This is a genomic window from Micromonospora sp. PTRAS2, assembly GCF_054052245.1.
In genome coordinates this window covers 33,830-52,359 of the sequence record NZ_JBSWBU010000013.1, presented here as the reverse complement: position 1 = coordinate 52,359, position 18,530 = coordinate 33,830, and the positions used below count along the sequence as shown (strand labels likewise).

The 18,530-nt window shown below is 69.8% G+C and carries 17 protein-coding genes, 3 tRNA genes and 2 pseudogenes; 17 read left to right on the top strand and 5 right to left on the bottom strand.

Features of this window, described 5'->3' with window-relative positions:
• The first annotated feature begins 6 nt into the window (after positions 1–6).
• Together ACVMYR_RS28215 and ACVMYR_RS28210 are read left to right on the top strand one after the other, a co-directional pair.
• A complete protein-coding gene (locus tag ACVMYR_RS28215; RefSeq protein ID WP_457123205.1) occupies positions 7–495 on the top strand; it encodes a hypothetical protein in 489 nt (162 codons plus the stop codon).
• A 28-nt stretch (positions 496–523) separates the two neighbouring features.
• Positions 524–1,000, top strand: coding sequence for an endonuclease domain-containing protein (locus ACVMYR_RS28210; protein WP_457123204.1), 477 nt, complete (start codon positions 524–526; stop codon positions 998–1,000).
• A gap of 51 nt (positions 1,001–1,051) precedes the next feature.
• Here the strand turns inward: ACVMYR_RS28210 and ACVMYR_RS28205 are convergent, their stop codons facing one another.
• Positions 1,052–1,591, bottom strand: coding sequence for a hypothetical protein (locus ACVMYR_RS28205; protein ID WP_393288687.1), 540 nt, complete (start codon positions 1,589–1,591; stop codon positions 1,052–1,054).
• 252 nt (positions 1,592–1,843) lie between these two features.
• Positions 1,844–2,446 (bottom strand): annotated as a pseudogene (locus tag ACVMYR_RS28200) (transposase family protein); the annotation flags it as partial.
• A 76-nt stretch (positions 2,447–2,522) separates the two neighbouring features.
• Between ACVMYR_RS28200 and ACVMYR_RS28195 the strand changes: the two are divergent.
• Positions 2,523–3,967 (top strand): IS3 family transposase gene (locus ACVMYR_RS28195; protein ID WP_457123203.1). Its coding sequence is split into 2 segments (ribosomal slippage): positions 2,523–2,892 and positions 2,892–3,967, totalling 1,446 coding nucleotides; the frame shifts between segments, so codons are not numbered across the junction.
• Between the two features lie 26 nt (positions 3,968–3,993).
• Here the strand turns inward: ACVMYR_RS28195 and ACVMYR_RS28190 are convergent.
• A pseudogene (locus tag ACVMYR_RS28190) lies at positions 3,994–4,185 on the bottom strand (IS5/IS1182 family transposase); the annotation flags it as partial.
• Between the two features lie 372 nt (positions 4,186–4,557).
• On the opposite strand from ACVMYR_RS28190, the gene ACVMYR_RS28185 reads away from it, so the two are divergent.
• From ACVMYR_RS28185 to ACVMYR_RS28170, 4 genes are all read left to right on the top strand, one after another.
• Positions 4,558–4,639, top strand: a tRNA-Tyr gene (locus ACVMYR_RS28185).
• 56 nt (positions 4,640–4,695) lie between these two features.
• Positions 4,696–4,768, top strand: a tRNA-Arg gene (locus tag ACVMYR_RS28180).
• Between the two features lie 5 nt (positions 4,769–4,773).
• Positions 4,774–4,847 (top strand) — tRNA-Cys (locus tag ACVMYR_RS28175).
• A gap of 181 nt (positions 4,848–5,028) precedes the next feature.
• Positions 5,029–5,583 (top strand): AAA family ATPase, encoded by a 555-nt coding sequence (locus ACVMYR_RS28170; protein ID WP_457123202.1) that lies wholly within the window; start codon positions 5,029–5,031, stop codon positions 5,581–5,583.
• 537 nt (positions 5,584–6,120) lie between these two features.
• Here the strand turns inward: ACVMYR_RS28170 and ACVMYR_RS28165 are convergent.
• Positions 6,121–6,828: an SDR family NAD(P)-dependent oxidoreductase gene (locus ACVMYR_RS28165; protein WP_457123201.1), complete on the bottom strand. Its 708-nt coding sequence runs from the start codon at positions 6,826–6,828 to the stop codon at positions 6,121–6,123.
• Positions 6,825–8,168, bottom strand: coding sequence for a transcriptional regulator (locus ACVMYR_RS28160; protein WP_457123200.1), 1,344 nt, complete (start codon positions 8,166–8,168; stop codon positions 6,825–6,827). Before ACVMYR_RS28160 ends, ACVMYR_RS28165 begins: the two co-directional genes overlap by 4 nt.
• Positions 8,169–8,382: 214 nt before the next feature.
• Here ACVMYR_RS28160 and ACVMYR_RS28155 point away from each other — a divergent pair, with 214 nt between their 5' ends.
• The 10 genes from ACVMYR_RS28155 (at position 8,383) to ACVMYR_RS28110 (ending at position 18,361) form a co-directional block, all read left to right on the top strand.
• Complete coding sequence (locus ACVMYR_RS28155) at positions 8,383–10,752, top strand: nitrate- and nitrite sensing domain-containing protein (protein WP_457123199.1); 2,370 nt, start codon at positions 8,383–8,385, stop codon at positions 10,750–10,752.
• Positions 10,752–11,168, top strand: a complete 417-nt coding sequence (locus tag ACVMYR_RS28150) for a roadblock/LC7 domain-containing protein (RefSeq protein ID WP_074472918.1) — start codon at positions 10,752–10,754, stop codon at positions 11,166–11,168. Before ACVMYR_RS28155 ends, ACVMYR_RS28150 begins: the two co-directional genes overlap by 1 nt.
• Positions 11,165–11,782 carry a GTP-binding protein gene (locus ACVMYR_RS28145; protein WP_457123198.1) on the top strand — a complete coding sequence of 206 codons (618 nt, stop codon included), beginning with the start codon at positions 11,165–11,167 and terminating at the stop codon, positions 11,780–11,782. The genes ACVMYR_RS28150 and ACVMYR_RS28145 overlap by 4 nt, the downstream gene beginning before the upstream one ends.
• A 46-nt stretch (positions 11,783–11,828) precedes the next feature.
• Positions 11,829–13,043, top strand: a complete 1,215-nt coding sequence (locus ACVMYR_RS28140; RefSeq protein ID WP_457123197.1) for an ABC transporter substrate-binding protein — start codon at positions 11,829–11,831, stop codon at positions 13,041–13,043.
• A gap of 35 nt (positions 13,044–13,078) precedes the next feature.
• A complete protein-coding gene (locus ACVMYR_RS28135; protein WP_457123196.1) occupies positions 13,079–13,939 on the top strand; it encodes a branched-chain amino acid ABC transporter permease in 861 nt (286 codons plus the stop codon).
• The gene (locus ACVMYR_RS28130) at positions 13,936–14,988 is read left to right on the top strand and encodes a branched-chain amino acid ABC transporter permease (RefSeq protein ID WP_457123195.1); all 1,053 of its coding nucleotides are present in this window, start codon (positions 13,936–13,938) and stop codon (positions 14,986–14,988) included. The genes ACVMYR_RS28135 and ACVMYR_RS28130 overlap by 4 nt, the downstream gene beginning before the upstream one ends.
• A complete protein-coding gene (locus tag ACVMYR_RS28125) occupies positions 14,985–15,788 on the top strand; it encodes an ABC transporter ATP-binding protein (RefSeq protein WP_457123194.1) in 804 nt (267 codons plus the stop codon). Before ACVMYR_RS28130 ends, ACVMYR_RS28125 begins: the two co-directional genes overlap by 4 nt.
• On the top strand, positions 15,772–16,581 hold the full coding sequence (locus ACVMYR_RS28120) for an ABC transporter ATP-binding protein (protein ID WP_457123193.1): 810 nt from the start codon (positions 15,772–15,774) through the stop codon (positions 16,579–16,581). Before ACVMYR_RS28125 ends, ACVMYR_RS28120 begins: the two co-directional genes overlap by 17 nt.
• Positions 16,582–16,700: 119 nt before the next feature.
• Positions 16,701–17,576, top strand: coding sequence for a hypothetical protein (locus ACVMYR_RS28115; RefSeq protein WP_457123192.1), 876 nt, complete (start codon positions 16,701–16,703; stop codon positions 17,574–17,576).
• Entirely contained in the window at positions 17,573–18,361 is a 789-nt protein-coding gene (locus ACVMYR_RS28110) for a class I SAM-dependent methyltransferase (RefSeq protein WP_457123191.1), read from the top strand. The genes ACVMYR_RS28115 and ACVMYR_RS28110 overlap by 4 nt, the downstream gene beginning before the upstream one ends.
• Positions 18,362–18,530 lie beyond the last annotated feature (169 nt).

The following is an 18,530-nucleotide window of genomic DNA, read 5'->3' as shown; positions in this document are numbered from 1 at the left end:
ACCCGCATGACACCTGGCTACCTGGCCGGCATGCTCACCGACCTGATCCCCCGCACTGCCCACGCGGGCGTTGCGAAGGTCGAGCCGTGGCATGGGCTGAAGGGCGACGCCCACGTGCGGGGTCTGCTGGTGCACTTCAGCGACGGGTCCGCGTTCGGGTTGCAGGTCGTCATGGCCGCGTCGGCGGGCGGGAAGATGACCGGACCCGCCGACTACGATCCGGCGGCCGGCCCAGGCGGCGACGTCACCGCGGTGGGCGCGGACTCCTCCCCCACCCAGGCGTCCGGGTTCGCGGACTACCTGACCGCGCTGGTGGGTGCTGCCGGGCATCCGGAGGTGGCGAAGGTGACGCCGATGCGGTCGGCGACGCAGCAGACCGTGACCGTCGAGCTGGCCGGCGGGAACCGGCTCGTGATCCTGTTCCCCCGGGCGGTCGGCCCGGGCGGGCGTTCCCTGCCGGACTGGAACGTCACCCAGTGGGGGGCGATGGCGTGACCGGCGGCAGCAGCTGGGCGTGCCCTGGATGATTCGGCTGGCCGGCGTGGGCGGGTCGCCCGTCGTGTGTTGCCTTGCCCTGCCGAAGCTGGCGCTCGGCCGGTATCGGCTGTCGGCGGACGAGTACCGGCGGTTCCGCGCCGCTCAGGACGGCGTGTGCGGCATCTGCGGGCGGGGGAACTGGCGCGGCAGCGAGGCGGTGCCGCTGTTCATCGACCATGACCATCTGTGCTGCCCGGACCATCGGCGGGCCTGCGGCCGGTGCGGGCGGGGCCTGCTGTGTTCTGGCTGCAACGGCTGGTTGGGTGAGCTGGAGCTGTGGGATCGGCTTCCCGGGCTGGACGACGGCGGCCGGTGGGAGCGGGCGGCGATGGCCTACCTGGCGCGGGCCGGATGCCGGCTCGACGCCGAGCGGCGGGCAGCGCTGGCGGTACGGCACCGGCAGCGCACCGCGAAATGGAAGAGGCCGTGCCGATGCCGGTTGTGCGCTTCTCCCGACCGGTAGGCACAGAGACGCCCCGGCCGAGGTGCTGACCGAGGCGTCCGCGTGTTGGGGTCACAGGTCGGCGACGGCCTGTTCGATCTTCTTCGCCGCCGACGGCTTCACCTTCCCGGTGACCCGCACCAGCACCGCGCCGCCGCCGGCCCGGTAGTGGTACTCGGTGCCGAGGATCGGCATGGACTTCAACGAGTCCTGGATGAACGTCGACCGCCGGTCGGCGTCTCCCTTGGTCGGGAACACCTCGATCACCAGGCCGCGGTCGATGCCGTACCGCTTCGCCTCCGGGTCACCGCCGGGCAGGTCCGCCGACGCGCGGGACGTGTACCCGCCGGGCCGACCGAGGAGGTTGTTCGGGTCGCTGTCCTCGTCCTGGACGGAGCCCTTGGTGACGCCGACGTCGGCGGCGGTCAGCTTGTCGAGGACGCCCTTCGCGTCCATGGGGGCGGCCGGCGTGGGGGCGGCGGCCGGGGCGGAGGAAGAGCCGGCGGGCGCCGGGGCGGGGGTGCTGGGGGTGTCGTCGCCGCCGCAGCCGGCGATGCTGAGGGCGACGGCGGCGAGCAGGGCGGTGACGCTGGTGCGGGTACGGGTGCGCATCCGAACGATGATGCAGGCCGCCATCGGCCGGTGCAGCACCCTGCGGCGGCCTGGCGGTGTCGCATGGGCGACAGCCGTCAGCGGGCAGCGCCGGGTAGCGAACTGCCGCAGGCCCGGCTGCCCGCCGCGCACCTCGGCGGCGAGCAGGTCGGCCGTCAGCTGCTGCGCCCACGGCCGGAGAGTACGCCGAGTGCGGCTCGGTTGAGGGTCTAGAAATTGACCACCGCGATCCGTCCAAGGAAAGAGCCCTTTTCATCCTGCGTAGCGGTTGGCTTCGACGTGGTGCAGAACGAGGATGGCCTGCACGATCGTGGTCGCTCGTCGTGGGCAGCAGCGCAGCTTGTTCAGGATCTTCCAGGTCTTGAGGGTGGCGATCGCGCGTTCGCCGCGGGCGCGGATTGTCGCGTGGGCGCGGTTGACGGTCTTCTGTCGGCGTGACAGCTTCGGCCGGAAGCGGCGTCGCTTGAACGGCGTGCGCACGCTGCCGCCAGCGCCCTGGTAGCCCTTGTCGGCGAAGGTCATCACGTTCGCGCTGCTCAGCGCGTCGATTATGCCGTGGGTTCGGGCTGCGGTCAGGTCGTGGACCGAGCCGGGCAGTGCTGGCGAGGCCCAGACGAGGCGGCCGGCGGCATCGGCGATGACCTGCACGTTCACGCCGTGGCGCTTGTGTTTCCCGGAGTAGTACGGCTTCTGGTCGGCGACCCGGTCGATCGGAATCAGGGTGCCGTCCAGGATCGCGTACGCCAGTCGGCGGATCCGGTGCATGGCGGTGGCCAGGTCATCGGCGGCCGTCGCGAGCAGGGCTATCGCTTCCTGGACATACCGCCAGGCGGTACTCACGCCGACGGCGAATCCCCTGGGTGTCAGGGTTGGGTGAGACCAGCGGTTCAGAGCAAGTAGCCCTCCCGGGGCGAGGATGGATCTTCTCTCGATGACGATTTCCAGTTCACGTTTGCTCGTGGGGCACGATGGGGCCATGACGATGGAAGGACCCCGATCAGACCGGCCGCGGCGGCGGTCGTTCGCTCCAGGGGAGAAGTTGCGGCTGCTCGCCGAGTATGAGCAGGCCGTCGCCGAGGGCGACGGGAATGGGTATCTGCGTCGTAACGGCTTGTACTCGTCGTTGATGAGTGAGTGGCGCCGCGCTCGTGACGCGGGTCTGCTGGAGGGCAAGAAGCCCGGGCAGAGTGTCGGGCGTCCGAGTGGGGAGCAGGCCGAGATCACGCGGCTGCGTCGGGAGTTGGAGTTGGCGAACCGTAAGATCGCTCGGACCGAGGCGGCGTTGGACATCATGGGAAAAGCACACGCGCTCTTGGCCGAGATCTCCGAGAGCGCGAACACCGACACCAGGCCGACCAAGCCCTGACCGATGCCCACACGGCGCTGCTGGCCGCGGCGACGTCGAGCCGTGCGGCGGCCCGGCTGACCGGGATCGCCCGTAGTACCGTCCACCGACGCGCCCGTGCCCCGCAGGCGGGTGTTCCCACGCCTCGGCCGGTGCCGGCGAACCGGCTGTCCGACGCCGAACGCGCCCGGATCCTGGCCGTGCTCGACAGCGACCGGTTCGTCGACACCACCGTCACCGAGGCGTTCGCGACGCTGCTCGACGAGGGCGTCTACCTGGCCTCGATCTCCACCCTCTACCGCATCCTGCGCGCCGACAACCAGGTCGTCGACCGGCGCCGACAGGCCCGACACCCCACCCGGGCCCGCCCGGAACTGACCGCCACCGGCCCGGGGCAGGTATTCACCTGGGACATCACCAAACTGCCCGGCCCGGCCAAGGGCGTCTACTACGACGCCTACGTCATGATCGACATTTGGTCCCGGTACGTCGTCGGGCACCACGTCGCCGCCCGCGAGAGCGCCGAGATCGCCCACGACTTCATCTCCGACATCATCGCCACCCACGGTGTCCCGCAGGTCGTGCACGCCGACCGCGGCACCTCGATGACCTCCAAACGCGTCGCGACCCTGTTGGCCGACCTCCGCGTCACCCGATCGCACTCTCGCCCACGCGTGAGCAATGACAACCCGTTCTCCGAATCCGCGTTCAAGACCGTGAAGTACCACCCCACGTTCCCCGAACGCTTCGGGTCCCTGGCAGACGCCCGCGCGTTCTGCGACACGTTCTTCCAGTGGTACAACCACGAACACCACCACGCCGGCATCGGTCTGCACACCCCCGCCGACGTCCACTACGGCCACGCCACGACCCAGCAGAAGCAACGCGCCCACGCCCTCGACGCCGCCTGGACCGCACACCCCGAACGCTTCTCCCCCCGACCCAGACCCAAGGCGCTGCACCTGCCCGGCACCGTCTGGATCAACCCCACCGAACCCGCTACCGATCAACCGATGCCACAAGCGGCGTAACACCCACTGGTCCCATCAGCCTTGACAAGTTCCGATCCGGCAGCGAGGCGGGTGTAGGTGTCACCGTTGCGCAGGTGAGCCAGGGCGAGCAGTGCCTACCGCCCCGCGTCGAGGCGCCGCCACCTGGATCGGCGCTGGTGGCGGTGGCTTCGGATGCGATCGGCCAGGTGGTTCAAGGTCCGGCTGGACAACGAGATCGTGGACGGGTAAGACAGCACAGGCGAGGCTCCCGGTCGGGGCATCGGGTTTTGGTCGATTTGCTGTCTTACCTGGAGCCTCGCCCTCATCGACCCCCAGGCTACGAACGCCATCCCTGACCTACGGGATCAGGTTGGAAAAAGCTCAAAGGTTTCCGCTGTCGGGATTCCATCGCGCATGGGTGGACATCTTGAAGGAACTGGAAGAGTGTCAGCTTCTTTGCGGAGCCTGCCACAAGGAAAAGTCTCTCGCGGAGAACGGAGCGATTTTTCGGAAAGGTTGTGGGTCTGTCGCCCAGTACACCCGGGGCTGCCGGTGCGCTGGCTGCGTCACGGAGATGAGAGAGGCCCGACGGCGCTGGAACGCGAAGTACAGAGGACGACCGTAGTCACGCACGCTGTGGGCGACTGGACGCCCGCCGGTCTGTAAAGCAGGTGCCTTGCGGCATACCTGGTTCGAGCCCAGGAGCGTGCACGCTGCACCCGGGTGCGTGCACGCTCAGGGAGTTCGAATCTCTCCGCTCCCACGTTGCCCTCGTAGCGCAGTGGATAGCGCACCAGGTTCCGAACCTGGGGGTCGCTGGTTCGAATCCAGCCGGGGGCACGCAGGATCGAGTGCCCGAGTGGTTAGGGAGCGGTCTGCAGCACCGCGTACGCCGGTTCGAATCCGGCCTCGGTCTCCAACGTCTGCCATTTGCTGTGCAGTTGCCAGCCCAGTCCACGTATGGTCGGCCGGCTGTTGGTGGCCAGTTCAGATTCCCCGCTGGCGGCCACTTAGCGGGGAGGTATCTGGCCGTAGATGACTACTCAGCGCTGATCCCTCCCGGTGCTGCGCCGCGCACCCGGCCGAGCTATAACGACGTGATGGGAACAACGCCGACCCTTGTCCTCATCAGCGGACCGTCGGGGGCTGGCAAGACGACACTCGCCCACCTGCTCGCCCGGCGAATCGGTTGCCCGGCGATCTGCCGGGACGAGATCAAGGAGGGCATGGTCCACGCGGCCGGCGACTTCATCGCCGCACCGGCCGACGAGCTGTCCCTGAGGACCCTGCCCACGTTCTTCAAGGTGCTTCAACTGCTGTTGACCGCAGGCGTCACCACGGTCGCCGAGGCGGCCTTCCAAGACCGCCTGTGGCGCCCCGGCCTGCAGCCATTGATCGGGATCGCCGACATCCGGGTTGTGCATTGCCAGGTCGACGCGCAGACGGCCTTTGACCGTGTCCAGCGACGGCAGGACGAGAACGCGACTCGGCGTGCCCATGCCGACGCCTACCTCGGCGACCATCAAACCCATGCCGTCGGCCACGACGGCTTCCAGCCCATCCGGCTCGACGTGCCCGCGATCGAGGTGGACACCAGCGACGGCTATCGCCCTGGACTCGACGAGATCGTTGCCTTTGCGAACGCAGGGCGATGAGGTACCTGTCGTTACCTTGCGTAGCTTTGGTACTGGCCGTCCACGGGGAAATTCAGCTGGCCGCCGACAGCCGGCGAGGCAAGCCAGAAGGGGTGCGGGGGCGTGGTCGTTTCGTTCGGGGTGGACATCACCATCGACGGGGTTGAGATCGAAGACGTCGGCTTGACGTGGGGATGTCCCCGCTGCGCAGGCGGCGTGGTGAACGGCGGGACCACCATCGGCCGGCGGGCATCGTCCAGCCATAAGTCGCCCCCACAACGCGCCCTCATCGTCTGCGGTGACCAGCGTGAACCCGGGCCGCATCGCCTCGCCGGGCAGGCCGTCAGCAAACCGCCGAACCTGCTCTGGCCCCTCCCTGTACGGAGGCTCCGCATACACCACCGCGTACAAGTCGACTATCTCTAGGAGCCAGGAAGCGGTGGGCAAACCAGCGAGCGCAGAGTATGTGAGTGCCATCAAACCTCGCCGATGAGACCGTCGCAGTCGCCTCCGCCAGGTTGTTGATCACAACCCGATACGAAGACGCGAATCGGGTTCTCACCAGGGCAGCATATCGTGCCCGTGGAATAGACATCCTGTGGGTCCGTCCTCAGGCAGTGTTGCAAGCCAGGCGAGAGAATCGGCAGCTTCCTGCGGCGAATGATTCGCTTTTCCATACGCTAGTCGCGTCTCGACCTTCCCAGGGCTGGCCGCGTTCACGAGAATTCCCTCGGGATGAAGTTCGGCGGCGAGGATACAGGTCAGAGCGTTGACTCCGGCCTTCGACACGCGATATGCCACGCTGCCTGGCCCCATGTGAGCAAACGTCCCCATGTGACTAGTGATGTTGACAATCCGGCCGTAGCCATTCTTCTTCATCTCTGGTACTGCTGCTGTGCAGCAGCGCCACGTCCCCATGATGTTCGCTTCCAGAGTTGCCCGGACCTTCTCCATATCGGCGGCAGCGGCGAGCTGCCCTCGATCGATTGCGATGGCGGCGTTGTTGACGAGCACGTCCAAGCGGCCATGGAGGTAGCCGACATCAGCCATCAGACGGGCCACGCTCGCGGCGTCCGTGATGTCAAGCTGGTGCCCGGAGGCTGGTAGGCCTTCACGAGCTAGGTCACCCGCCACGCGGTCGGCCGCTTCTTCGGAGCGTGCTGTCACGATCACGTGGATGCTCTGCTGCGCGAGACGGCGGGCGAGCGCCAATCCGAGGCCACGGTTCGATCCCGTCACCACGGCCACTCGCTGTTCATCGGTCATGAGACGAGGCTCCGTACCTGCTCATCGAGCTGCTGGACGGCCGGGTGCTGATGCCTTGTCAAAAGACCGTGGATGTCGATGAGTCGCCGCTGGTTGCGTACGGAGCGGGCGGCAGCGATGTCCGGTACTGCCTGGCCGACAAGAGCACAGGCATGTTCGATATCACCGAGGTTCAGCATGGCATCGGCACGCCAGACAAGGTAAGTGGCCCGGTCGCGGCTCCGCTCGTCTGGCTGGAGAGCGAGTGTCCGTGCCAACCACTGGTCAGCGGCCTGGTGGCGTTGCAGTAGCAAGTAACAGGCAGCAGTCTGAGCACAATACTCGGCTTGATCGAAGTACGCTGCCCATGCGGGCGTCGGCTCGTCGTCTGCGAGTGACATCTCGGTCTCGGCCTGACTGAGCAGGCGCTCGCACGCTGTGGCATCGCCAAGGACAGCGTGCGCGCGTGCCTCTCGTGTCGAGAGCATTGCGCGGACACGTGCCGGCGCGCCACTGGCACCAGCGCGGGCGGCGCTGGCCAGCTCAAGCGCTTCCACGGGGCGGCCGGTGTCGACGCGTTGCAGACTCATACACTTCAAGATGTTGGCACCGGCAGCCCGATCCTCCGCCGCGTGCGCTGACCTTAGAGCGGTAAACCAGTACCGTTCGGCAGCTGCGTGAAAGCCAGCGTCGAAGCTGGCCCATCCCGCGATCCGGCCCAGCTCAGCAGCGATCGTAAAGAGCCGTTGTCCGGTGGGCGTCGAGTATGAACCACCGGCGAGGAGGTCGGTTACTAGACGTAGCTCGGCGTCGACAAGGCCTCGGATGCTGCCTCCGCCCAAGCTTGCATCCATCCTGCGCAGCGTTGGTAGTCGCTGCTCAAGACAGTCGACCAGTTCACGGTCAATCCGGCCTCCTTGAAGCGCGGCTGACAGTCGGGGTGCTTCGATGCCGAGCCACTGCTCTGCGACGGTGGTGGCGAGCCCCGCCCCCATGGTCAGGAACCCACGACGGTCTAGCACGGCTGAGCCTGCTGTCTCGTCGAGAAGCGCAAGCGCACCTGTGGCCGTCCAGGGGGTTGAGACGCTGACCGAAGGGCCTGCCGGAAGCCAGTGAGGCCAGCCTCGCTGTCGCACCGTCTCTTCTGGGATCCCAAGTTCCGCTGCCAGAGCCATCTGCGTCGGGTCATCGGGTACCACGCCCCATCGTTCCCAGCGCCATGCCTTTTCACGACGAGCAGCCGTATTCAGGCGCCGAGCTATCACGTTGACTAAGTCCTGGTGAGTCCAGTTTCGCTGCTGTCGAACGTAGCTCAGCGGGTGAACCAGAAGCTGGCTCGCGGATGTCGCTGCTCGCGCCATCGCACCTCCCTCGCGTCGCGACCACTCTATCCCTCGATGCCCTGCGAAGTGACCTGTGACCTTCACAAATGGGCGGACGACAGGAGGAGACAACACCAAGACAACAGCGTAGCGGTCGACCGGTGAGGCCAGACCACGGTTATCTATCGCACAGCGGCTCTTGTTTCTAGAACGTGCGGAAGGTTCTGCTGTGCCTGTTGCTCGGAGGTTGGCGTTGTTGCTGGCCATCCCTTTGTCCGCGACGGTGTTGTTCGCGGGGTGGGGTGTGGTGTCGGCGGGCTTGCAGGGGCGTGGCGCCGACCGTTTGCAGTCCTTGGTGGCGGTGTCCGCCGCGGTGGGTGAGCTGGTTGATGAGCTCGGCCGCGAGCGAGTGACGGCGGCGGAGTTGGTATCGAGCGCGCGTGGCAGTGCCAACCCGCTGTTGGAGCAGGTTGCTCGCACGGATCGGGTGGTTGGGGAGTACCGGCAGCGCCGTGGCCGCCTCGGTGCCAGCGATCGTGACGCTGAGCGGCTGTTGGCACCGATCGATGGCCAGTTGATGCGGTTGCCCGGGTTGCGGGAGCAGGTGCGGGACCGGTCGGTTTCGCGTACGGCGGTGCTGGTGCGTTATCGGGTGGCGATCTCGCTGGGATTGGCGGTGCGCGAGACCGTTGGTCAGGTCGGTGGTGCCGATGGGCAGGTCGCGGACCGGCTGCGGGTGGCGGCGGCGTTGTCGCGGGCGTCGGAGTACGCGGGTATTCAGCAGACGGCGGTGCTCGCGGCTGGTGGTGGTGTGTTGACGCCGGCGTTGCAGCAGGAGTTGGCGGGGGCGCGTGCGGGTTACGAAGAGGCGTTGCTGACGGTGACGCAGCGGTCGTCGGGGCGGTGGCGGTCGTGGTTGGACCAGGCGCTGTCCGGTCCGGAGGTTCTCGCGGCGCAGCGTGTCGATGACGCGGTCACCCGGAACAGGGTGGGGTCCCGCCTGCGTGTTGACGTCGACGAGTGGGCGCGGGTCAGCGCGCAGCGTCGTGAGCGTCTGCACGTGGTGCAGACGCGGGTCGACGCTGACATCGCCGCTGAGGTGTCGCGGCGGCGCGCCGAGCAGTGGGCCACCACAGGCGTGTTGTCCGGCGCGGCCCTGGCGTTGGTGGCTGTGGCGGGTGTGCTGGCGCTGCGGCAGGGCCGGGCGTTGACGTCGCGGCTGCGGCGGGTCCGGGACGCGGTGACGGGCATGGCCGCCGTGGATCTGCCGGACCTGGTGCGGCGGGTGTCAGTGGCCGATCCGGCGGATCCAGCGGCGATGCCGCCCGCTCCGGCGGCACTCGCGGCAGCGGGTGGGAGCCGTGACGAGGTTGATGAGGTCACTGCCGCGTTCGACACCCTCGCGGCAGCGGTGTATCGGATCGCCATCGACTTGTCGCGGCAGCGGCGGGTCGCCGCAGGCGCGGTGGAGGCGGTCGGACGCCGGTGTCAGGGGATGGCGCACCGGTTGCTGCGGGAGCTGGACCTGGCCGAGCGCGACGAGGCGGACTCCCGGACGCTGGCGACGTTCTTCCGGCTCGACAATCTCGCCGCCCAGTTGCAGCACGCCACGCAGAGCCTGCTGGTGTTGTCGGGTCGTTCTCTGGGGGCGGTGCATCCGGAGCCGGTGGCGTTGGTGACGGTGGCGCAGGCGGCGTTGAGCCGGATCCAGGAGTACCGGCGGGTCGTGTCGGGTGCCATCGATGAGCGGGTGGCGGTGCCGCCAGCGTTGATCGACGACCTCGTGCACCTGCTGGCGTCGCTGTTGGACAACGCGACCCGTTACAGCCCCGACGAGGTGGTGGTCACGGGGCATCTGCTCGGTGACCGAGTCATCGTCCAGGTCACCGACACCGGCTCGGGGATCGAACGGGAGCTGCTGCGGCGGCTCAACAGCGAGCTGGCCGACCCGGCGCCCATGATCGAGGTGGAGCACATTCGTCGGCAGGGCGTGGCCACGGTGGCGCTGCTGGCGGCGGCACATGGCCTGCGGGTGCGGCTGCTGCCACGGCAGACGGGTGGCACGGTCGCGGAAGTCGAGATTCCGGCCAGCAAGCTCCTGGTCGCGACCACGCCGCCACCGGCGTTGCCCACGGGCCCGGTGGCGGGCCGGCGGGCACCCGGCACCAACCCTACGGCCCCTCATGTCCCCGCCGCGCAGGCCCTGCGGACCCCCGGCCAGCCGGCGGCGTCGACGAGGCGTGTCGAGTCACCCGTGCCGCATCCCGTGGACGTGACGACCCAGATACTGCCGGTCGTCCCGCCGCCACGTGCGGCGCGCGGTGTGGACCAGGTGACTCCCGTCTTCGACGAGGTGGCTCGGCGCTCGCCCTGGTTCGAGGAAGGCGCGACCGTGCACCTGCCCGCGGCGGCGCGCCTGCCCGCACCGCGTCCCCGGCACGACGAGCCGGCGACCACCCCCAACGGATTGCCGCGGCGCCAGCCGATGACCGCCTTCGTACCCCCTTCACGGCCTGGCCCGGCAGTGCTTCCCGATCCGTCTTCCCGCGGCCTGGCGGCTACGGCTGCCGCCTATCAGCGTGGCCTCAGCCACCGCCGTTTCCCCTCGAAAGGTCACCCCTGATGAATGCAACCAGCCCTAACCTCAGCTACCTGTTGACCAACAACCTCGCCGAGCGGGTGGCGGGGATCAGCCAGGCCGTCGCGGTGTCCGCCGACGGGTTGCTCCTGGCGTGGACCGACGGGCTCAACCACGACGCCGCCGAGCGGGTCGCGGCCGTAGCGGCGGGCTTGAGCAGCCTGCTCAACGGTGCCGCACTCGACCTGAACGCGGGCCCCGTGCAGGGCAACATCACCGAACTCGGGGCGGGCTTTCTGATCCTGATGGCGGTCGGCAGCGGCGCGTCGCTGCTCGCGCTGACCACCCGCGACGCCGATCTCGCCTTCGTCACGACCGAGTTGGGGCGTTTCGCCGAGCAGGTGGGCGACCAACTGACCCCCGCGTTCGCCGGGGCCCTCACCGTGGCGGGCCGGAGATGACCGTCCCGGCCCCCGCCACCAGCCCTCGGCCGACGCGTGACGCGTACCCGGGTGTGAAGCTGATGTTGACCGGCCCGTTCGGGGTCGGGAAGACGACGCTGGTCGGGGCGGTGTCGGACATCGCCCCGGTCACGACCGAGGTGCGGATGTCGACCCCTGGCGTCGACGGCACCTCCCGCAGCCCGGCGAAGACAACCACGACGGTGGCGATGGACTTCGGTCGTCTCGACGTCGACGGGGTGACCCTCTACGTCTTCGGCACGCCCGGACAGGACCGGTTCTGGTTCATGTGGGACGCGATCAGCCGCGGCGTCGCCGGCGCGGTGGTCCTGGTCGACGTGCGCCGGTTGCAGGATTCGTTCCGGCACCTGGACTACGTCGAACACGCCGGGATGCCGTTCGTGGTCGCGGTCAACCACTTCCCCGACGCCCGCGCCGTTGCGGTGTCGGACGTGCGGGAGGCCCTGACCCTCGGTACGGACGTGCCGATCGTGGATGTCGACGCCCGGGACCGCGACAGCGTCCGGCACCTTCTCATCGCTCTCGTCCAGCACGCCCTCACCCACGCCACCGCCGCCCCCGCCCCCGCTGCGGCCTGGGCCGTTCGGCGCTGAACGGCTTGCGCGTGCACCTGTCACCTAACGCGAAGGAGCCCCTTCCATGACCCATCCGCCTCGACGTGCCCAGCGTGGACTCGCTGCGGCAGCCGTCGCCGGCCTGCTGCTCACCACCACCGCCTGCACCACCACCAGCGCAGACACGACCGCGGTACGGATCGGACTGCTGGTGTCGCTGTCGGGTACCTACACCGCAGTCGGTGAGGACATGCAGCGCGGCTTCCGCCTCTACCTCGACACCCACGGCGGCAAGCTCGGCGGCCGAACGATCGACCTGGTCGTCGCCGACGAGGGCGACGGCCCGGCCACCGCCGTCCCCGCCGCCCGCAAGCTCCTGGAACGCGACCGGGTCGTCGCGCTGACCGGACTTGTCGGTGGGGCGACGGTCGACAAGGTCCAGACCCTGACCACCGAACGGAAGATCCCCCTGGTCGGCGGGAACGCCCGGCCGGCGTTCGCGGCGGTCGGCGGGAAGCCTCGGGACCTGACCTACACGTGGCACACCTCCTACAACAGCGACGAGCCCGGCATCGCCATCGCCGAGTACGTCAAGACGCAGGTGGCCGATGGGACGGTGTACGCGATCGGCCCCGACTACCAGGGCGGCTGGGACGAGCTGCGCGGCTTCACCGACACGTTCACCCGCCTCGGCGGGAAACTCGCCAACCCGGACGGCAAGGCCCTGTTCACGCCGTTCCCCGGCACGGGGAACTTCCTGCCGTACCTGAACAAGGCCGCCGAGTCGAACCCGGCGGCGGTGTACACGTTCTACGCCGGCGCCGCGTCAGTCGCGTTCGTGACGCAGTACCGCAAGTCCGACCTCGCCGACGTGCCTCTCTACGCGGCCGGGTTCCTCACCGAGGGCTCCGTCCTGCCGGCGCAGGGCACGGCGGCCACAGGAATCCGCAACGTCCTCAACTACAGTCCCACCCTCGCCAACACCGCGAACCAGGACTTCGTGGCCGCATGGTCCGCCGCCGGGCACCCCGGCCAGCCGACCACCTACGCGATGGCCTCCTACGATGCCGCCGCAGTCCTCGACCGGGCCCTGTCCACCGTCGACGGGCCGGTCACCGGGGAGAAGCTCAACGCCGCCATCGGCACGGTCGGCAGGGTCGTCTCACCGCGTGGGGACTGGCAGTTCCACCCCACGCTGCACCGGCCGGTGCAGCGCTGGTACCTGCGCGAGGTCCGGCCCGACGGGCCCGTGCTGTCCAACGTGCTGGTGCAGGACCTCACCACCCTGCCCGCCAACTGACCCCCCGCACCGCCTCACCCGCAGAAGGAGGTGCTGTGGACACCTACCTGATCCCCGCCGTCGACGCGATCACCTACGGGCTGCTGCTCGCGATCGCCGCCGCCGGCCTCACCCTGGCCCTCGGCGCTGGCGGAGTGCTGAACCTCGCCCACGGCACCCTTCTCGCCGCCGGCGGGTACGTCGCCGCCGCGACCAGCTCCGGCACCTGGACCAGCCTCGCCCTCGCCGTCGTCGCGGCAACCACGGTCGGAGCCGCAGGCGGAACCATCCTCGCGGCGGGCACCGCCGCGCTGGCCGGCCGGGGCCACCTCCACCAGGCACTGCTGACCTTCGGTGTCGCGCTGATCGGCGCCGACCTGCTGACCACCATCTTCGGACCCGACACGCGTCGCCCGCAGGTACCGGCCCCGTTGGACGCCACCCTGACGGTGGCGGGGCACCGGTACCCGGCCGACCGGCTCGCGGTCCTCGTCGTCGCCGTGATGGTCGCCGCCGTCGGATACGCGGTGCTGCACCGCACCCGCGCCGGACGACTCGTCCGCGCCACCGTCGACGACCGGGCAATGGTCGCCGGCATCGGCGTCAACCCCCGCACCGTGGACGCTACGGTCCTGATCGCCTCCGGGGCTCTCGCCGGCCTCGCGGGTGCACTCGTCACCCCGATCCTCGGCGTGGGACCGGGCACCGCCGACACCACCCTGCTGCTGTCCCTGGTCATCGTGGTCTGCGGCGGTCTCGGATCGGTGCCCGGCGCGGTCGCCGCCGCGATCGGTGCAGGCCTGGTCCAGACCATCGGGGTGATCACCGCACCGGCGTGGGCACCGTACCTGCTCGTCGCCGCGATGGCCCTCTCGCTGCTCACCCGCCGCACCCCACAACCCGGGGCACGCCGATGAGCGTCGACACCTTCACCAACCTGGCCACCGGCCGCATCCTGCGGCTACAACAGCGCGCACGGCCATGGGCCGGGCCCTCGCTGGCGGCTGTCGCGGTAGCCGCAGTGGCGGCCACGCCGGACGGCTACCTACACGCCACCGTGGCGCGGATGCTCCCTCTGGCCCTGCTCGCGGTCAGCGTCGCCGCCATCACCGGCCACGCCGGCCTGCCGACCCTCGGCCAGGTCGCCCCCTACGCCGCCGGCGCCTACACCACCGCCCACCTCGCCCTGGCCGGTGTCACCCTCGCCGCGGCGCACCTGCTCGTCGCCGCCGTCGCCGGAGCCGCCACCGCGGGACTGCTCGGGGCGCTGCTGGTCCGCTACCGCGGCACCGTGGTGCTGATGCTCAGCCTCGCGGCGGCGGAGCTGACCGCGATCACCGCTGGCCAGTGGCGCACCGTCACCGGCGGCACCGACGGCCTCGCCGGCATCCCCGCCGCCCACCTGCTCCCCGGCACACCGGCGCTGACCGCCGACCGGCCGCTGCTGCTCTACACCGCCACCATCACGATCACCGCAACCACCGCCGCGACATACCTCCTCCACCGCTGGCAGACCCTCCTCACCGCCGTACGCGACAACGAAAGCCGCGCCGCCGCCAGCGGCCACCCGACCACCGGCTACCTGTGGATCACACACACCGGCGCGGGGGCCCTGGCCGGCATCGCCGGTGCCCTGCTCATCCACACCCACCGGTGGATCACGCCCGCCGACGTCGGATTCGGCACCGCGGCCCTGGCCCTGCTCGCCGTGGTCATCGGCGGCCCCCGCTGCCTGCCCGCCGCCGCCACCGCAGCCGTGCTCGTCCTCACCGTCCGCGACGTCGCCGCCGCGCCGTGGCCCGGCCACGCCCCACTCCTACTCGGCGGCCTGTTCGTCGCCGCCGTCTACCTGCTGCCCGGCGGCCTGGCCGCCCTCCCCACACACCTCCCCACCGCCGCTGCCAGGCGGGCCCGACCGGCCACCTGCCGCACCACCCCGCCACCGGCCGACAGGAGCCCCGCATGAGCACCGGCCAGCCCGTCGACGCCAACGACTGCGTCCCGTCACGGCGCGCACACGCCGACATCGACCGCGCCCACGGCACCGGCCTGACCGCCACCGGCCTGCGCCACAGCTACGGCAAACTCACCGTGCTCGACCTCGACGCATTCGCCATCGCGCCCGGTGACCGACACGCCGTCATCGGCCCCAACGGTGCCGGCAAGTCCACCCTGCTGAACCTCCTCGCCGGCACCATCGGACCCACCACCGGCCAGATCACCCTCCACGCCCAGACCATCACCCGCCGCCGCGCACCGTGGCGTGCCCGCGCCGGCATCGGCCGCACCTTCCAACACCCCACCGTGTACCCCGGCCTGACCGTGCTGGACTGCGTACGCATCGGCGGCTGGCACCACCGCCACAACCCCCACCACACCCCACACGAGCTGCTGAACCTCGTCGGCCTCGCCGGCTACGCCGACGAACCGGCCGGCCACCTCGCACACGGGCACCGCCGGATGCTCGACCTCGCCGTCGCCCTCGCCGGCCAACCACGGATCCTGCTCCTCGACGAACCCGCCGCCGGCCTCACCGACACCGAAACCACCCAACTGCTCGACATCCTGACCAGCCTGCCCGGCTGGCTGGCCATGCTGATCGTCGAGCACGACATGACCGTCGTAACCGCCCTGGCCGACTGGACCACCGTGCTGCACCACGGCCGCCGCATCACCGACGGCCCCACCGCCGAGGTCCGCGCCGACCCCACGGTCGCTGCCCTCTACCTCGGCACCCCGGAGACGACCGATGCTGCGCATCAATGACCTGACCGTCGGCCACCACCCCGACACCCCCGTCCTCCGCCGCGCGAGCATGGTCCTGCCACCACACGGCGTACACGCTGTCATCGGCCCGAACGGCGCCGGTAAGACCACCCTGCTGCACACCATCGCCGGGCACCTGCGGCCCGCCGCCGGGCACATCGTGCTCGACGGCCACGACATCACCGGCATCCATCCGACCCGCGCAGCACGCACCGGAATCGCCCTCGCCCCGCAGGGCCGCCGACTGTGGCCCTCCCTGACCGTCCACGAGCACCTCACCATCACCCGCCCCACCACTCGGAAGCAGGACCGAGGCCAGTCATGGAACCTCGACCAGCTCCTGGACCTGTTCCCCGAACTCGCCGCCCGGCTCCGCCACCGCGCCCACCAGCTCTCCGGCGGCGAACAACAGATGCTCACCATCGCCCGAGCCCTACGCCTGGCCCCCCGGCTGCTGCTGTGCGACGAACCCACCGAAGGACTCGCCCCCACCGCAGCCACCCGCATCCGTACCGCGCTGGCCGGCCTTCCCCGATACGGCGTCACCGTCCTGATCACTTTGCCCCAGGCCCGCGTCGCCACCGCCCTCGCGCACACCGTCCACGTCCTGACCAGCGGACGGATCAGCCCAGCCCTGGACCCGGACACCGACGACGCCGACACGCTGATCCGCCGCCACCTCGGCCTCACCACCGCACAGCCGCCCTCCGGGCCCCGTTCGCCGATCGCAGTTGCCGCCGGCCACCAGCCGCCCACTCACAGCCGGTGCCCTTCCTCCAGGGATGACTCATGAGACGCCGGGCTGCTCACAGGACGGCCGCCGCCGTCACCGTCCTTCTCCTGACGGCAGCGACCGGCGGCGTACCCACGGGCAGGTTTCCCGCCGCCCCCACGTCGGTCGCGGCCTGCGTCGTGCCTCCGGCGACGCCCACCGCGAGCGGCGACCTTGCCGCCGTCGCCGACCGGCACGAGCCGACCCGCCTGCGGCACCCCACCACGGCACGCCCGGTCCTGCGGGATCTCGCGGCGCAGATGACCACGGCGCCCTGCGACCACATCCAAGGCCGGTTCAACCACGTCTGGTTCCGGCAGTGGGGATTCAGCGGTCGGGTCCAGGAGATCCTGCGGTGGTTCGACCAGGAGGGAGCTGGAGCGGCACTGGCCACCCGCTATCCACCGGAGCGGACAGCGGTGAACCGGCAGTGGTGGCGACCGGGACAGCACCTCTACGACACCTTCGGCTGGCCCCTCCCGCGCACCAACCCCTACCGGGACGCTGACCTGCTCCGCCACGCCCTGAACATCACGTCCCAGTGCGCCGACAACGATCCGGCGGAAGCAGTGCTGGGCATGATCGACCTCGCCAGCTGGCACAGCCCCTACGAAACGGGACGCCACACCACGCTGACCATCCTGGCCGACCTCCCGCACCTCACCGCCTACCCGGCCGTCGCCGACCGAGCAGGCCGCGTCGGTGTCGGCGTCGCAGCCGTCGACGCCGACGGCTACCGGTACCTACTGATCCTGCACCCGGCCACCGGAGAAGCCCTCGCCTACGAGATCTCCCACCTCCGGGCAGGCACCTGGCAAGTGGTCACATACGCGCTGTTCCTCGCGCGCACCCGCACCGACAACCGCTGGTGGGAACCAGCCACCACCGACTACGAGCGGCAATGGTGGGACCCCACCCACCCTCCACCTGCAGAAATGGTTCCGCAGCGGCGACGCAGCTGGATCGAGTACCCGCCCCCACTCTGCGTCCCATCGTCAGAAGGAGAGACGCCGTGATCAGCACGGAGAGCAGCTACCAGTTCCGCAACAACCACAGCCAACTCGGCCCGCTGCAGGCGGTCCTCGACCCGATCACCCGACGAGAACTCGCCGCGGTCGGCGTGAAACCCGGACAACGGGCCCTGGACGTCGGCGCCGGAGCAGGCTCGATCGTCGCGCACCTGGCCGGTCTCGTCGGCCCACACGGCAAGGTCACCGCCGTCGACGCCGACACCCGTCTGCTGCACCCCACCGCAGTGATCGACGTCTACCAGCGGGACCTGCGCCGCGAGCCCATCCCCGGCGAACCCCGCAGCATCGACCTCGCCACCGCCCGGTGCGTGCTCGAACACCTACCCAACCGACGCGACGTCCTGCGCCAGATGATCGACCTGCTACGACCAGGCGGATGGCTGGTCCTCGGGGAGATCGTCCACACCCCCGCCCTGGTGCACCGCGCCTCGAACAACACCGACAGCACCCTCATCACCGACGTCATCGAGAACATCCTCGCCATCCTGGCCGGCCGCGCCGTCAATCTCTCATGGGGCGACGAGGAACCCAATGTCCTACTCGCCGCCGGCCTCAACCACGTCCACACCCGGTGGCACTCCGAGACATGGACCGGCGGAGGACCCGGCTGCGCCCTCTACGCCGACAACGCGATCCAACTGCGCGACCACCTCATCCACCACGGCTTCACCCCGCAACAGCTCGACCGATTCGGTGAACTCATGACCGACCCCTACACCGTGGTGCGCTCCTACCAGTTCGCCTCCACCCGCGCCCAGAAACCCCAGTGACCTGCCGGACCCGGACCTGTTGATGCGCCCCGATCGCTCAGGCCCAAGGTCACCCACACTGCTCAGTCACTGGACGTAGCTCACCCATGCCTCACTCCGTCGCCCACCCGACCCCGGCTCGCACACCGGCTCTGGGAGGGCGGCAGCGGCAGCCAACCCGAATGGCTGC

Bases quoted from the DNA above. Each gene is read 5' to 3' on its own strand.
- ACVMYR_RS28215 (WP_457123205.1), top strand. From the start codon at position 7: ATGACACCTGGCTACCTGGCCGGCATGCTCACCGACCTGATCCCCCGC.
- ACVMYR_RS28210 (WP_457123204.1), top strand. From the start codon at position 524: ATGATTCGGCTGGCCGGCGTGGGCGGGTCGCCCGTCGTGTGTTGCCTT.
- ACVMYR_RS28205 (WP_393288687.1), bottom strand. From the start codon at position 1,591: ATGCGCACCCGTACCCGCACCAGCGTCACCGCCCTGCTCGCCGCCGTC.
- ACVMYR_RS28170 (WP_457123202.1), top strand. From the start codon at position 5,029: ATGGGAACAACGCCGACCCTTGTCCTCATCAGCGGACCGTCGGGGGCT.
- ACVMYR_RS28165 (WP_457123201.1), bottom strand. From the start codon at position 6,828: ATGACCGATGAACAGCGAGTGGCCGTGGTGACGGGATCGAACCGTGGC.
- ACVMYR_RS28160 (WP_457123200.1), bottom strand. From the start codon at position 8,168: ATGGCGCGAGCAGCGACATCCGCGAGCCAGCTTCTGGTTCACCCGCTG.
- ACVMYR_RS28150 (WP_074472918.1), top strand. From the start codon at position 10,752: ATGAATGCAACCAGCCCTAACCTCAGCTACCTGTTGACCAACAACCTC.
- ACVMYR_RS28145 (WP_457123198.1), top strand. From the start codon at position 11,165: ATGACCGTCCCGGCCCCCGCCACCAGCCCTCGGCCGACGCGTGACGCG.
- ACVMYR_RS28140 (WP_457123197.1), top strand. From the start codon at position 11,829: ATGACCCATCCGCCTCGACGTGCCCAGCGTGGACTCGCTGCGGCAGCC.
- ACVMYR_RS28130 (WP_457123195.1), top strand. From the start codon at position 13,936: ATGAGCGTCGACACCTTCACCAACCTGGCCACCGGCCGCATCCTGCGG.
- ACVMYR_RS28125 (WP_457123194.1), top strand. From the start codon at position 14,985: ATGAGCACCGGCCAGCCCGTCGACGCCAACGACTGCGTCCCGTCACGG.
- ACVMYR_RS28120 (WP_457123193.1), top strand. From the start codon at position 15,772: ATGCTGCGCATCAATGACCTGACCGTCGGCCACCACCCCGACACCCCC.